Source organism: Rhodococcus sp. 5G237 (assembly GCF_053764735.1).
On the sequence record NZ_JBSNCD010000005.1, the window covers coordinates 66,688 to 81,040 of the forward strand.

Consider the following 14,353-nt stretch of genomic DNA (forward strand, 5'->3'; position numbering starts at 1 on the left):
GGTATGAACCTCGATGACGGTGCTGGGCATCCGACACTTCTACCCGTCGGAGAACCCCTGTGCAATGGGCAGAGGCGGAATTCATCTGCGTACGGCCGAGAAGCTCCTCCGCCTCTCGCTGGGGACGGCCGCGGGCTCGCCGCTGGTTCTCCGGTGTCGCCGGAGGTTGCCCACGCATACCCGGCCCACGAGCGCGGGATGCATCAGATGTCCGGGCGGATCCATCAGGCTGCTGACCCGAAGGAATCGGTCGACGACCACGGGATCGTTCTCGGCGGCGGCCAGGACCCGCGCCACGTACGCGTTGCCGAGCCGGGTCTGCACGCTGCGGGGTCCTTCGACCTCGGGTAGCGCCAAGTCGGAGCCGACGGCGAGCTGCCACGCAGCACCGATCGGTTTCGTTGCGGCCCGGAAGAACCTGCGGGACAGGTCGTCCTCGCCGCGCCGCAGGCACTCCCGCAGCGACATCGCTTCGACGGCGGCGACCGTCATGCCCTGACCGTAGATCGGGTTGAAGCTGCAGATCGCGTCGCCGAAGACGAGCAGCCCGTCCGGGAAACGGTGCATCCGTTCGTAGTGCCGCCACTGGCTGGATGGGAACTTGTGCTGTGCCACCTCGCCGAGGGGTTCGGCGGTACGGAGCGCGGCCACGACGTGGTCGGGTGCGTACGCCTCCACGGCGGAGATCATGCCGTCCAGGGTCGGTGGCGGTTCGCGACCGGCCATCGCAGCGACCGTGAACAGCCAGGTGTCGTTCTCGTAGCCGAACAGCGCCATGCCCGAGGGGCGTCCCGGTACGGCACCGATCAGCACCATCTTCTCCATCGGTGTGCCGGGCGCGAGTCGCAGCAGTTGGCTGCGGTACACGACGTGGACGACGACGTGCTCTTCGGCAGGCCGCCCGTAGCCGAGTTTCTCGAGGCCCGCCGGGGTGCGGGCGCCCCGCCCCATCGCGTCGACCACCAGCTCCGCCGTTATGGTCCGAACACCCTCGCGGCTGCCCACTTGCACCCCGGTGACCCGGCAGCGGTCGGGTGTCGTCGCCAAGTCGCCGACGTTATGTCCGTCGAGGAGGGTGATGTTCGGGATGGCGCGGACGCGTCGCCGGACATGGTGTTCGAGCAGCGGCCGACTCGGCACGTAGGTGGCTCGGCGGTCGCGGAACCGGCCCGAGGATGCCAGCCGGTGCCCACCGAGGACGAAGTGCATCTCCGACAGGTCGCCGTCGGCGATCACCGGTGCGCCATCGGCGATCAGGTCGTCGAGGATGCCGGGGAACAACTCGTCCATGGTGCGGGCACCGCGGGCCAGGAGCCCGTGGCCGTGCCGCCCCTGCGGTACCCCGTGACGGTTCTCTGCACCGGACGGGAGGACGTCGCGTTCGACCACTGTCACCGCGTCGTAGGACTCGGCCAGCGCGCGGGCCGCGAGCAGACCACCGACGCTCGCGCCCAGAACGATTGCGTGGTCACCGATCTTGTTCATCTCGTCATCTCCGTCGCCCGATCGACTGTCGCACTTCGTGCCTGTACACGAAGTCTGTGGTGGCGATCGTCGACGGTCGCGAGTAGCGCACTACTCGATTCGGAATCCGGTTGCCCGGCCGCGGCGGCACTGCTTCGATCGGTGCCATGAGCGACCGCACGCGCCTGACCCGCAAACCTGAACGCCGCACCGACGATCCAGCGGTGCTGCACCGCCTCCTCGACGAGGCCCGCATCGCGCACGTGGGTTGCGTCCGCGACGGATCGCCCGTGGTGCTGCCGATGGCCATGGGTCGCGACGAGGACCGGTTGCTGCTGCACGGCTCGACCGGCGCCGGCATGTTCCTCGCTGCGCGGTCCGGAATCGAGGTGTCGGTCGCGGTGACGCATCTCGACGGGCTCGTCTTCGCCCGGTCGGCCTTCGACCACCGCATGAACTACCGCAGCGCCGTGTTGTTCGGCGTGGCCACACCCGTCGCGCCGGGTGAGAAGGAACACGCATTGAAGGTGGTGACGGAGCATCTGATTCCCGGTCGGTGGGACGAGGTCCGGTCGCCGACACCGAAGGAACTGGCCGCCACCACGGTCCTGGAAGTGCCGCTCGCCGAGGTGAGCGTGAAGGTCCGGGCAGCCGGGCCGGGAGATGAGCCCGGGGACGGTGAGGACCACTCCGTGTGGGCGGGAGTGGTGCCGTTGCGTACCGTCGCCGACGATCCGATCCCGTCGCCGATCACCGGGTCCTCGACCGCGCTGCCCCGCTCCGTGCGCGCGCTTCTGTGACATCGAACGGACTTTCCGTTGTGACATCGAACGGACTTTCCGTTGTGACATCGAACGGACTTTCCGTTGTGACATCGAAAGGATTTTCCGTCGTGTCCGCCCCCGAATCCGACATCGGTGATGAAAGGATGCCCGCGTCGGGGAACAGATCGGAGTCGCCGCGAGTGCCATCAACGTCCGTGTCCGTGAAAGCCGCACGCAAGCGGCTCGGTGAGCTGGTCAGGGAGGTCAACGACGACACCGTCGCCGTCGAGATCGTCGGCAAACGCGGCACGGGCGTGCTGATCTCTCAGGACCGCTACGCGGCGCTGCAGGAGGCGACCTTCCTGCTGCGTTCCCCCGAGCTCATGGACAGCTTGCGCCGGGAGATGCAGCGGGTACTGCTCGAGGCCGCCGCCGCGCCGACCGACGAACCGCGCCCGGCTCCCGTGCGCCGGCGCACGAAGAACAAGAAGAAGAAACGCAAGAAGTGGCAGCGTTCCCGCTGACCTTCGCGATGCGGGAGGGTCGTCAACCCGTCGTCCACAGCAGTTCCGGACGGATCGATCCCATCCCGTACATCTGCACGCCGTGCACGCCGTCGCCGAGCACCGCGGCCGGGGCGGTGCGGATGTACCACACGACGGGGTTCAGGTCGACGATGCGCTGTTGCGCGATCTCGTAGGCGGCGATACGCGCGTCGAGATCGGCCGCGCGTCGCCCCTCGTCGATGGCAGTGTTCAGTTCCGCGTCGTCGATGCCGGTGAAGTTGCCGGTCGAGTCGCCGTGAAAGTTCGACCACAGGGCGGTATCAGGATCGAGGATCGTGGCCGAGGTGATCGCGACGTCGAAGTCGTAGGTGTTGAGCCGCGGCAACGCCGAGGCGAATTCGAGGACCTCGACCCGGACGTCGACACCGTCGAACGCGCTCAGTTGGGCCTGCACCGCTTCGGCGACTGCCTTGTTCTCGACGGAGGTGTAGGCCAGGAAGGTGAACGACACCGGTCGGCCCTCCGCGGCGAGTTCGTCGAACAGCTCCTGCGCGGCCTGCGGGTCGTGGGCCGGGACCGCGATGTCGGTGTGGAACGGTGACGACTCGTCGAAGAGGGTGCGCGGGAGTTCCGCGCGTCCGGCGAAGACGACGTCGTTGAGCGCGTCGATGTCGATGGCGAGGGCGAGAGCGCGTCGCGCTCGTTCGTCGTCGAAAGGCGCCCGCCGGGTGTTCAGGGCGAGGAACTGCCCGCCGCCCGTCGGCTGGACGAGAGTGCGGAGCCCGGCGTCCTCGGCGCGGCCGAGTGACGCCCAGCTCCCCTCGATGGCGACGCCGGCCTCCCCGGCGATCACCGCGTTGATCCGCTGGTTGGTGTCGCCGTTGTGGATCAGTTCGATGCCGTCGAGATAGGGCGCCGGTTCGTATCCGGGGTTGCGTTCGAGGATGATCCGGTCCTGCCGCCGCCACTGCGTCATCGTGAACGGACCGGCCCCGACGGGTTGTTCGTCGAACGCTTGTCGGCCGCCGTCGAGTGCGGCCGGGGAGGCGATCCAGTTCAACCCGCTCCACAGCACGGCCTGGCCGTAGTGCGGGTTGGGTGCCCGCAGCGTCACCCGCAGCGTGAGCGGGTCGGTGACCTCGAGTGCCTCGATCTGTGATGCCTGGATCAACGACGGCGAGCCCGCGGCGGGGTCGCGCATCCGGTCCCAGTTGTGGCGGACGGCCTCGGCGTCGTAGGCGGTGCCGTCCGTGAAGGTGATGCCTTCACGCAGTGTCAGTTCGAAGGTGGTGCCACCGTCGGTGGTGTCGAACGATTCCGCGAGGACGGGGCTCGGATCGCCGGTCTCGGGGTCGTTGACCAGCAGCGTGCCGTACAGGGCGTTGCCGATGAGACTGTTGGAGACCCAGGCGTTGACGAGGGTCGCGGGATCGAGCGAACGCGGCTCCCCGCCCTGGACGATGCGCACCGTCCCACCGTGGACCGGGTCACCGACCTCCGCGTCCGCCGTGGCCACGGAACCATTGCTTCCGCAGGCGGTGAGTACCAGGGCCACCGACACGGCCGCGGCGACCGCCGAAATCGTGCGTCGGGTTCGACGACGTAGGTGATGCAGCATCGGGACTCCTTCACCGGCAGTGCCTGTGGCAGCGGGACTTCGGGGTGGAACATCGGTTGCGGTCGAAGCCTGGCCACGACCGGATCGAAACGATACTCTCACACAAGAGAATCATCTTCTTGTAACGCAGAGTGAATGTCCGGAGGTCCCCATGACGGCATCGGCCGCCGATCCGACCCAGCTCGAACTCACCCCCGCCGTGCACGCTCGGCACACCCCCGACGTGCCGGCGATCGTCATGGGACGGGGCGAGGTGGTCACCTACCGGGAACTCGACGACCGATCCGCGCGACTCGCGACCTACCTGCGCGATCGAGGACTGACACCCGGCGACCACATCGCCATCCTCATGGAGAACTCCCGCGCCTTCCTCGAAGTCGCCTGGGCCGCCCAGCGCTCGGGCCTGTACTACACCGCGATCAACCGGCATCTGCGCCAGTCGGAGGTCCAGTACATCCTCGACGACGCCGGGGCGGCCGCACTGATCACCTCGGAGTCGATGACCGATGTCGTCGACGGACTCGAACTGTCGGCCGCCCACATCCGGGTGTGCACCGACGGCACTCTCCCCGGTTTCGACGATTACGCCGCGATCCTCGCCGGTCACGACCCGCTCCCGCTCGGCGAGTCCGTCGAGGGTCGCGAGATGCTGTACTCGTCAGGAACCACCGGTCGCCCCAAGGGAGTTCGCAAACCCCTGCCCGGCACCTCGTTCGGTGATCCCACCGCGCCGCCGGTGCTGATCGCACAGGGCGTCGCGGCGCGCGGCATCGGACCGGGCAGCGTCTACCTGTCCCCCGCCCCGCTGTATCACGGCTCTCCCCTGGTGTTCTGCATGTCGGCGCAGCGCCTCGGCGCGACCGTCGTGGTGATGGAACGGTTCGATCCGCTGCACTGCCTCGAACTGATCGAACGGCACCGCGTCACCTACGCGCAGTTCGTACCGACCATGTTCGTGCGCATGCTCAAACTCTCCGACGACGAGCGAACACGCTACGACCTGTCGTCGCTGCTGGAGGTCACGCACGGCGCGGCGCCGTGCCCGGTCTCGGTGAAACACCGGATGATCGAGTGGTTGGGTCCGATCGTGCACGAATACTATTCGGGCACCGAGGATGTCGGCGCCAGCCAGATATCGGCGACGGAATGGCTCGCGCATCCCGGCTCCGTCGGCCGGCCCATGCAGGAATGCCACATCGTCGGCGAGGACGGCGAGGAACTACCGCCCGGGGAGATCGGCGTCGTGTACTTCGCGGGCGGTCGGCCGTTCGAGTACCACAACGATCCGGAGAAGACCGCCGGTGTCACCCACCCCAACGGTTGGCGCACGCTCGGCGACATGGGTTATCTGGACGACGACGGTTACCTCTACCTCACCGATCGCCAGGCTCTGATGATCATCTCGGGCGGGGTCAACATCTACCCGCAGGAGGCCGAGAACGTGCTCATCGGGCACCCCGCCGTCCTCGACGTCGCCGTCATCGGGGTCCCCGACGAGGACATGGGTGAGGCGGTGAAGGCGGTCGTGCAACTCGTCGATCCCGATGCCGCCTCCGACACGCTCGCCGACGAGCTGCTCACCCACTGCCGACGCGAACTCGCCACCTACAAGTGCCCGACCAGCGTGGACTTCGTGCCAGACCTGCCGCGCGACCCGAACGGCAAACTCTACAAACGCCACATCCGCGAGCAGTACTGGGACGACCACGGCCCGACCCGCACCCGACTCGTCCAGGGCTGATCGAGACCGATGTTGTTCGCGAAATCAGCGAGGAAATCGCACACAACATCAACCTCGAATCGTTGCACGGAGCACTTTCGTTGTTCCGCTCTCCAATCGTCGTCACAGTTCTCTCACCATCGGGACCCTCGCGTTCGTAGCGTCTGGCGGCACAGGACTCGATCCTGTTCCTCCACCCGACTCCACGGACAGAAACGAGAGAACGATGTCGTTGAACGGAAAGATCGCAATCGTCACGGGCGCCGCACAGGGTATCGGTGAGGCCACCGCCAAGCGTCTCGCCGGCGAAGGCGCCACCGTCGTCGTAGCAGACATCCAGGATTCGACCCGCACGGTCGACACGATCCTGAAACTCGGCGGTAAGGCCGAAGCCCACCATCTCGACGTGCGGCTCAAGGACAACTGGGCGAACGTCGTCCGCGAGGTCGTCGAGCGCCACGGCCGCGTCGACCTGCTCGCCAACGTCGCGGGCGTGGTCAACATGCTCAGCGAGGACAGCGTCGTCGGACTCACCGAAGAGGCGTGGGACCACGTCGTCGGCACCGATCTCAAGGGCGTGTGGCTCGGCATGCAGGCCGTAATTCCCCACATGATCGAACGCGGCGGCGGACGGATCGTGAACATCGCGTCCATGGCCGCGCTCCGCGGACTGCCGAACCTGGCGTCCTATTCCGCCGCGAAGGGCGGGGTGGTCTCGCTGACCAAGCAGGCGGCCTTCGAGTACGGCGAGAAGAACATCCTCATCAACGCGATCTGCCCGGGCACGATCGACACCCCGATTCTCGCCGACATCACCGACGAGATGCGGCAGGCCAACGCAAACGCCCATATCGTGCGACGTCTCGGCGAACCCACGGAGATCGCATCGATGGTCGCGTATCTCATGCGTGAGGGCAGTTTCCTCACCGGCGAGATCTACCCCGTCGACGGCGGATGGGCGGCGAAGGGCAACTTCTGATCCTTTGGATCCGCCCACAAAGGCGGCGGCACGGAGCGCTTCACCGTGCAGCCCCGGCAAGGCATCGTGTGATCCACGACATACCCGAAGCCCGCCGACGAAGCTCGAGGAGATGCGCCGTGAACGATGAGAACTGCACGTTCGGCCTGTGGTACGACTTCCGCAACCCGGAACGGTGGCCGCGGACGTTCACCGACTTCTATGCCCAGACCCTCGAACAAATCACCTGGGCCGAGGCCCGGGGCATCGAATCGGTCTGGTTGACGGAGCACCACTTCATGGCCGACGGCTACACCCCGTCGCCGTTCGTGCTCGCCGCAGCAATCGGAGCACGCACCCGTTCGCTGCGCATCGGCACGAATCTCATCGTCTCGCCGCTACACAATCCCATCCGCCTCGCGGAGGACGCCGCGACCCTCTCGCTGCTCACCGCGGGTCGCTTCGATCTGGGGGTCGGGCAGGGCTACTGGAAGCCGGAATTCGCCGCCTTCGGGCAGAACTTGCGCAACCGCCCGAGTCTGCTCGAGGAGGGTCTCGATCTCATCCGTCGCGCCTGGTCGGGTGAGTGCGGCGAATTCCATGGCAAGCGCTACGACTTCCCCGCCCTGCCCGTCACCCCGCGACCCGAATCCACCCCGCAACTGCTCGTCGGAGCAATGGCCGAACCGGCGATCGAACGGGCCGCTCGGATTGCCGACGGTTATCTCAGCACCCAGAACGCCCACCATGAGATGTATCTGGACGCCCTCGATCGTGTCGGTCGTTCACGCGAGGACGGCCGGATCTATGCCGGCCAATGGGCGGTGATCGCCGACGATCCCGAACGCGAATGGGCACGCATCGGCGAGCACGCGCTGTACCAGATCAACGGGTACATCGAGATGGGCGCGTTCGGTCCGCCGGACGCCGTCCCGACTTTCACGACTCCCCAGGACCTGCTCGACGCGGGCTCGTTCACCCTGTGGGACGCCGACATCGCGGTCTCCGAACTGACCACGATGCTCGTGGCACGCCCGCAGATCAAGGACGTTCATTTCTGGGCGCAACTGCCGGGCGAATCCGTCGACAGCGGCTCGGCACGTATCGAACTGCTCACCTCCAAGGTGATCCCACAGGTACGCGCGGCGGTCGCCGCCGCCCGACAGGAGGTATCCGCATGACCCCGGCGCCGACCACCGGCTCCACCACTCCCCTCGTGATCACCGATTTCCTCTACCGGGCGCGAGATCTGTTCTCCGCGAAGACCATCACCCAATACCAGGGCGGCGCGAAGGTCTTCGAATATACCTACGGCGAGTACGCCGACCGCGTGCTGCGGCTCGCAGCGGCGCTCGTGGACCTCGGCGTGCGTCCCGGTGATCGGGTCGCCACCCTCGCGTGGAACCACTACCGTCATCTCGAGCTGTACATGGCGGTTCCGTTGGCCGGCGCTGTTCTCCACACCGTCAATCTGCGGCTCGAATCCGACGAGATCGCCTACATCGTCGACCACGCCGACGACCGCGTCGTCTTCGTCGACTCCTCCCTGCTTCCCCTGCTCGACGCGACGCGCGCGCAACGTCCCCACATGCCCGTGTTCACCACCGACGGGGACGGCAATGGCCTGCCGAACCTGGACGCGCTCGCCGCAGCCGCCGACCCACTCTCCGAGCCGGTGCCACGGGACGAGAACGACCTTGCCGCACTGTGTTACACCTCGGGCACCACAGGATCACCGAAGGGCGTCGGGTATTCGCATCGGGGCCTGTACCTGCACACCTTCACGGCCTGCCTTGCCGACGGCCACGCGATCAGCGAACGTGACACAGTCTGCCACGTGGTGCCGATGTTCCACGCCAACGCATGGGGTATCCCCTTCGCCGCCCTGATGACCGGCGCGAACCAGGTGCTTCCCGGCGAGCATCCGGTTGTGCCCGACATCGCCACCATCCTCGCCGAGCAACAGGTCACCTACACCGGCATGGTGCCGACGGTCGCCGTAGACCTCGTGCGACACGCGGTGTCCTCGGGCATCGATCTGACGTGCCTGCGCGCACTCGTCCTCGGTGGGTCGACCCCGACCCCGGAGCTGGTGCGCAGCATCGAGGAAGACCTCGATGTGCGCGCCTATCAGGGCTGGGGCATGACCGAGCTCTCGCCGATGGGTACCTTCGCCCGACCGCCACGAACCGCCGACGACGACCCGCAACTGCGATATTCCTACATCCGCAGGCAGGGACGGCTGCTCCCGGGACTGCGGTGGAAGCTCGTCGACGACGAGGGCACTGTAGTTCCCCACAACGGCATCGACCGCGGCGAACTGCTCATGCGGGGACCGTGGGTGGCCGAAAAATACTTCCGCGACGAGCACCCGGAGGCGTTCGTCGACGGCTGGCTGCGCACCGGCGACATCGCCACGATCGATCCCGAAGGCTATCTGACCATCGTCGATCGGGCGAAGGACCTGATCAAGAGCGGCGGTGAGTGGATCAGCTCGCTCGCCCTCGAACAGGCACTGACCACCATCGCAGGCGTGGCCGAAGCCGCGGTGATCGCGGTGCCGCACGAACGCTGGCAGGAACGTCCCTTGGCTTTCGTGTGCCCCACCGAGGGAACCATGCTCGCTCCGGATGCCGTAGCCGACGCGCTCGCCGCGATCGTGCCGCGGTGGTGGCTGCCCGAGCGCATCGTCGTGGTCGACGACCTGCCCCGCACCAGCGTCGGCAAACTCGACAAGAAACGCCTGCGCAGCACCGTCCGAGACCGGTTGTTTGTGGATACCCACAACAGCTCGACCGCAGGTTCGCCCGGGTGAGGCCGCCCTCGCTCTAGCGTCGGGTCCACCGGCCCACCGATCCGGGGGCATCCGTCGTCCCGAGGAGGAACACCGTGAAGTTCGGGATCTTCTACGTCCTCGAATGCCCCGACCACGACTTCGCGCGGGCCTACCGCGAGATGCTCGACCAGATCGCCTACGCCGAGAAGCTTGGTTTCGACGAGGTGTGGCTGGCCGAGCATCACGGAACCGATTACGGCTCGATGCCGTCGCCACAGGTCGCGGCGGCGGCCATCGCAGCTCGCACCGAGCGGATGCGCATCGGCATCGCCGTGAGCAACCTGACCTTCGACTGGCCGGTCCGCATCGCCGAGGACTACGCGATGGTCGACGTCCTGTCCGGCGGCCGCCTCGACTTCGGGGTCGGTCGTGGTTACCAGCCGCAGGAGTTCCACAACATGGGCGTGGGACATCTGCAGAGCGAGAGCCGCGAGCGGTTCGTCGAAGCCCTGGAGATCGTGCGAGGCCTGTGGAGCAAGCCGGTCGGAGCACCGTTCTCCCATCACGGTAAGCACTTCGACCTCGTCGATATCGACTGCCGGCCTGCGCCCGTCCAGCAACCCACTCCGCCGATCTATATCGCGTCCATCAGTCCCGAAACCCTGGATCTGGCTGCCGACCAGGGTTACAACATGCTCGTCACGCCCACGCTCATGACGATGCCCGAGCTCAACACCTTCGTCGTCGACGCCAAACGGCGGCTGCGCGATCTGGGTCGCGACATCCTCGACCTCGACTTCCCCATGAACTGGCAGATTCACCTCGCCGACACCGAGGACGCGGCGGTCGAGAACGCACACGACGCCCTGACCTGGTATTTCGACGCTGCGCTCACCGCGGTGCCGCAGGGACCGGACGTGCCGGCCACCTACGAACGCTACGCCCAGCTCGTCACCGCCAGCGAGGAGGCCGGGGGCATGACCGTCGACGGCCTGCGCGAAGGCGGCGTGGTCTACGTCGGCGAGCCCGACGGATTGATCCGCCAGATCGAGACCCTGCACGACGAGACCGGTCTGCAGCACCTCATCTGCTGGATGCGCTTCGGCGGACTCGAACACGAAAAGGTCATGCGCTCGCTGGAACTGTTCGCCGAACACGTCATCCCGCATTTCCGCGGACGCGAACCCGTCGTCCCCCGCGCGCTGCGCGAATCCGACTCGCACACTGCGACATCCGTACCCGAAATCCATACCTACCCCACTTCCCCACTCGCACAGGAGGACACCATGGGATTTCTGCCCGTCGAGAACGACCGCAGCATCTACTTCGAACATCACCGCGGTGACGGACGGCCGATCGTCCTGATCCACGGCTGGGGTGCCACCACTCGGGCCTGGGACACGACCCTGCCGGCCCTGCGCGCCAACGGCAACGAGGTCGTAACCGTCGACCTGCGTTGCTGCGGACGCTCGGACAAGGACTTCGACGACGTCTCCATCGAGGCGCTGGCGTCGGACATCGTGCGCCTGGTCGATCATCTCGATCTCGACCGGCCGGTGATCAACGGATGGTCGCTCGGCGGGGCGGTTGCCACCGCGGCGGTCGCCCAGCTCGGCGAACGGGCGTCTGCGCTGGTCCTGACCGGTGGCGCCTCTCCCCGCTACACCGCCACCGACGACTGGCCGCACGGCGGCAGCGTCGCCGATGTCGAAGGCGTCCTGGCGTCGGCTGCCGCCAACCGCGCCGAGACCTTCCGCGGCGTTGCTGCGGCGGTGTGCGCCGAGAATCCGGGCGAGGCCGTGCTCGATTCGATCTGGGACATGTTCATGGCCATGGGCCCCCGCGGGGACGACTCGCTGCGGGATCTGGCCACGATCGATCTGCGCAAGGAGATCGCCTCCCTCGAGGTGCCCATCCTGTTGCTGCACGGCCGGGCCGACAACTTCGTTCCGTTCTCCGCGGCCGAAGCCGTACCTGCGCTCAACCCGCGAGCCGAGGTCGTGGAATTCACGTCCAGCGGGCACGCGCCCTTCCTCGAGGAGCGCGACCGCTACCTCGCCGAGTTGACGGGATTCCTGAACCGATGAGCGACTCGAAGAATTGGCTGGTCACCGGTGGTTCGCGCGGCATCGGCCGCGCCGTCGTCGAGGCTGCCACCGCTCGCGGGGACCGCGTCGCGGTGTTCGCTCGCAAACCGGCCACCGAGCAGTGGACCCATCCCGATCGGGTGGTCGAAATCCATACCGATATCGGCGATTCGGCCTCGGTCGGCAGTGGGGTGGCCGAGGTGTTCGACCGGTTCGGTTCGCTCGACGTCGTGGTCAACGCCGCGGGCGTGCACCGCGGCGGACGGATCGGCGATCTGTCCCGGCAGCACTGGGACGAGGTGATCGCGACCAACCTGACAGGGGCGTTCGAACTCGCGCGTACGGTGGTGCCGCGACTCGACGCCGGCGCCGCACTGATCAATGTCGGTGCGGTGGTGGGTTTCCGGGGTTTTCCCGGGGATGTAGCCTACGGTGCGGCCAAGGCCGGGCTGAGCGGGTTGACCCAGGTGCTGGCCGTCGAACTCGCTCCGCGCGACATCCGGGTGAATCTGGTCATCCCGGGTTTCGTGGATACCGACATGACCTCGGCGCTCACAGGGCGTGCCCGCGAGAAGGTCGTCGCTGCCATTCCCATGGGCCGTACCGGCCGGCCCGAGGAGATTGCGCAGGTCGTCGTGGGTGTCGCGGATGCGCCCTACATGACGGGCAGCATTGTGGCCACCGATGGCGGGCTGATGAGCTCGTTCAGCTCGCGTAGTTGAGGTTCCGGTCGTTGTAGCGACCTACAACGACCGGAGAACTCGCGTGACCCACACCACAGAAATCCGATTACTCTCGACCCCAGCAGCACAGAAACTCGTTCCCCCGCTGCAGGATTCGTCCAATTCCTCTCTTCAAGGAGCTCAGATGGACAACGTCGCGAGTGCCGGAAGCCTCGAAGCGGCCAACAAGAAGCTCATCGCCGAATTCATGGAGGTCTTCTCCACCGGCAACGTCGAAGCGATCCTCGGCTATCTCTCCCCCGACGCGACCTGGTGGGTTGCCGGCACCATCGAAGGCATCTCCGGCACCAAGACCAAGGAAGAATTCCGCGCGATGCTCTCGGGGCTGTCGGCGAACACGAAGACCGGCGCGATCGCGCTGACTCCGCTCGCATGGACCGCCGAGGGCGACCGCGTCGCGGTGGAGACCGAGTCGTATTCGGAGATGAACAACGGCCGCGTCTACAACAACCTCTACCACTTCGTCTTCGAAGTCCGAGACGGACTGATCCGGTCGGTGAAGGAGTTCCTCGACACCGAACACACCCGGGCCGTCTTCCTCGCACCCTGACCCACACCTCTCCATTCCCATCCCGTTCTTTCACCTACACAAGGAGATACGTCCATGGACGTCGGAATGCTGCTGGTCTTCCAGAACTACCACGAGAACGTCAGCGACCAGGAAGTCTTCACTCGCGAGCTCGACATGGGCGTCGACGCGGAGAAGTACGGCTTCGACGCCGTCTGGTCCGCCGAGCACCACTTCGACGACTACTCGATGTGCCCGGACAACATGCAGATCATGTCGTACCTCGCCGCGCGCACCTCGACGGTCAAGCTCGGCACCGGCGCCGTGATCCTGCCGTGGAACAACCCGGTGCGCGTCGTCGAGAAGATGACGATGCTCGACATGATGTCCGGTGGTCGCGCCCTCTACGGCATGGGCCGTGGCCTGGCGAAGATGGAGTACGACGCCTTCGGGATCCCCATGGACGAGGCCCGCGGACGGTTCATCGAAGGCGCGAAGATCACCATCGAGGGCCTACGCACCGGTGTCGTCGACAACCCGGAAGGCGAGTTCTACCCCCAGTCACGTGTGGAGATCCGGCCCGCCCCGAACCCGACATACGAGTGGGGTCGCGACCGTCTGTTCGGTGCGGCGATGTCGCCCGATTCTGTGCCCGTCATCGCCGACCTCGGCGTCCGCATGATGACCTTCATGCAGTTCGAGTTCGAAAAGCACGCCGAGACGATCAATCGCTGGCGCGACCTGTACCGGGAGCGCTGGGGCACCGAACCGCTGCCGCCCGTCATCCAGGACTTCGTCATCTGCCACGAGGACGCCGAGGAGGCCCGCCGGCTCGCCTACGAGCACGTCGCCCGCTACTTCCTTTCGGTTATCAAGCACTACGACTTCGCCGGTGAGCACTGGCGGAACACGAAGGGCTACGAGACGTACCAGGTGGGGGCGGACATGATCCGCGAAGCCGGCATGGAGGCCGCCGCCGACGCCTACGTGGAGGCCAACGTCTACGGCACGCCGGAGCAGATCGTCGAGAAGTACGCGGCCCGGCACGAGAAGATCGGCGACTTCTTCGCCAACGCCGCGTTCGCATTCGGTGGCCTTCCCATCGAGCAGGCCGAGAAAGCTCTGAAGCTGTACGGCGAAAAGGTCGTTCCCGAGCTGCACAAGATGAAGGCACCGGTTCCGGCCAACGCCTGACCCCTGACCCGGGCG

12 protein-coding genes are annotated in these 14,353 nt (G+C 66.6%); 10 read left to right on the forward strand and 2 right to left on the reverse strand.

The annotated features are described in order from the left end of the window. Positions 1–81 precede the first annotated feature (81 nt). A complete protein-coding gene (locus ACWPOC_RS12675; protein ID WP_085468173.1) occupies positions 82–1,485 on the reverse strand; it encodes an FAD-dependent oxidoreductase in 1,404 nt (467 codons plus the stop codon). A 146-nt stretch (positions 1,486–1,631) separates the two neighbouring features. Here ACWPOC_RS12675 and ACWPOC_RS12680 point away from each other — a divergent pair, with 146 nt between their 5' ends. Then, positions 1,632–2,264, forward strand: a complete 633-nt coding sequence (locus ACWPOC_RS12680; RefSeq protein ID WP_455408766.1) for a pyridoxamine 5'-phosphate oxidase family protein — start codon at positions 1,632–1,634, stop codon at positions 2,262–2,264. A 179-nt stretch (positions 2,265–2,443) separates the two neighbouring features. Next, positions 2,444–2,752 (forward strand): type II toxin-antitoxin system Phd/YefM family antitoxin, encoded by a 309-nt coding sequence (locus tag ACWPOC_RS12685; protein ID WP_085468171.1) that lies wholly within the window; start codon positions 2,444–2,446, stop codon positions 2,750–2,752. A 22-nt stretch (positions 2,753–2,774) separates the two neighbouring features. On the opposite strand, the gene ACWPOC_RS12690 is transcribed toward ACWPOC_RS12685, so the two are convergent. Beyond that, complete coding sequence (locus tag ACWPOC_RS12690; RefSeq protein WP_455408767.1) at positions 2,775–4,352, reverse strand: ABC transporter substrate-binding protein; 1,578 nt, start codon at positions 4,350–4,352, stop codon at positions 2,775–2,777. Between the two features lie 151 nt (positions 4,353–4,503). Here ACWPOC_RS12690 and ACWPOC_RS12695 point away from each other — a divergent pair, with 151 nt between their 5' ends. The 8 genes from ACWPOC_RS12695 to ACWPOC_RS12730 all read left to right on the forward strand — a co-directional run bounded on the left by ACWPOC_RS12695 (position 4,504) and on the right by ACWPOC_RS12730 (position 14,338). Beyond that, positions 4,504–6,093, forward strand: coding sequence for an acyl-CoA synthetase (locus ACWPOC_RS12695; protein ID WP_455408768.1), 1,590 nt, complete (start codon positions 4,504–4,506; stop codon positions 6,091–6,093). Between the two features lie 205 nt (positions 6,094–6,298). Beyond that, positions 6,299–7,051 carry an SDR family NAD(P)-dependent oxidoreductase gene (locus ACWPOC_RS12700; protein WP_455408769.1) on the forward strand — a complete coding sequence of 251 codons (753 nt, stop codon included), beginning with the start codon at positions 6,299–6,301 and terminating at the stop codon, positions 7,049–7,051. A 119-nt stretch (positions 7,052–7,170) separates the two neighbouring features. Then, positions 7,171–8,211 (forward strand): LLM class flavin-dependent oxidoreductase, encoded by a 1,041-nt coding sequence (locus ACWPOC_RS12705; protein ID WP_159418360.1) that lies wholly within the window; start codon positions 7,171–7,173, stop codon positions 8,209–8,211. Next, positions 8,208–9,845, forward strand: a complete 1,638-nt coding sequence (locus ACWPOC_RS12710; RefSeq protein WP_455408770.1) for a long-chain-fatty-acid--CoA ligase — start codon at positions 8,208–8,210, stop codon at positions 9,843–9,845. The genes ACWPOC_RS12705 and ACWPOC_RS12710 overlap by 4 nt, the downstream gene beginning before the upstream one ends. A gap of 74 nt (positions 9,846–9,919) precedes the next feature. Beyond that, positions 9,920–11,893 carry an LLM class flavin-dependent oxidoreductase gene (locus ACWPOC_RS12715; protein WP_159418362.1) on the forward strand — a complete coding sequence of 658 codons (1,974 nt, stop codon included), beginning with the start codon at positions 9,920–9,922 and terminating at the stop codon, positions 11,891–11,893. Next, positions 11,890–12,615, forward strand: coding sequence for an SDR family NAD(P)-dependent oxidoreductase (locus tag ACWPOC_RS12720; RefSeq protein WP_120282556.1), 726 nt, complete (start codon positions 11,890–11,892; stop codon positions 12,613–12,615). Before ACWPOC_RS12715 ends, ACWPOC_RS12720 begins: the two co-directional genes overlap by 4 nt. Positions 12,616–12,760: 145 nt before the next feature. Continuing rightward, entirely contained in the window at positions 12,761–13,186 is a 426-nt protein-coding gene (locus ACWPOC_RS12725) for a nuclear transport factor 2 family protein (RefSeq protein ID WP_120282555.1), read from the forward strand. A gap of 54 nt (positions 13,187–13,240) precedes the next feature. Continuing rightward, positions 13,241–14,338 carry an LLM class flavin-dependent oxidoreductase gene (locus ACWPOC_RS12730; RefSeq protein WP_120282554.1) on the forward strand — a complete coding sequence of 366 codons (1,098 nt, stop codon included), beginning with the start codon at positions 13,241–13,243 and terminating at the stop codon, positions 14,336–14,338. Positions 14,339–14,353: the final 15 nt, after the last annotated feature.

Bases quoted from the DNA above. Each gene is read 5' to 3' on its own strand.
- ACWPOC_RS12675 (WP_085468173.1), bottom strand. From the start codon at position 1,485: ATGAACAAGATCGGTGACCACGCAATCGTTCTGGGCGCGAGCGTCGGT.
- ACWPOC_RS12680 (WP_455408766.1), top strand. From the start codon at position 1,632: ATGAGCGACCGCACGCGCCTGACCCGCAAACCTGAACGCCGCACCGAC.
- ACWPOC_RS12690 (WP_455408767.1), bottom strand. From the start codon at position 4,352: ATGCTGCATCACCTACGTCGTCGAACCCGACGCACGATTTCGGCGGTC.
- ACWPOC_RS12695 (WP_455408768.1), top strand. From the start codon at position 4,504: ATGACGGCATCGGCCGCCGATCCGACCCAGCTCGAACTCACCCCCGCC.
- ACWPOC_RS12700 (WP_455408769.1), top strand. From the start codon at position 6,299: ATGTCGTTGAACGGAAAGATCGCAATCGTCACGGGCGCCGCACAGGGT.
- ACWPOC_RS12710 (WP_455408770.1), top strand. From the start codon at position 8,208: ATGACCCCGGCGCCGACCACCGGCTCCACCACTCCCCTCGTGATCACC.
- ACWPOC_RS12720 (WP_120282556.1), top strand. From the start codon at position 11,890: ATGAGCGACTCGAAGAATTGGCTGGTCACCGGTGGTTCGCGCGGCATC.
- ACWPOC_RS12725 (WP_120282555.1), top strand. From the start codon at position 12,761: ATGGACAACGTCGCGAGTGCCGGAAGCCTCGAAGCGGCCAACAAGAAG.
- ACWPOC_RS12730 (WP_120282554.1), top strand. From the start codon at position 13,241: ATGGACGTCGGAATGCTGCTGGTCTTCCAGAACTACCACGAGAACGTC.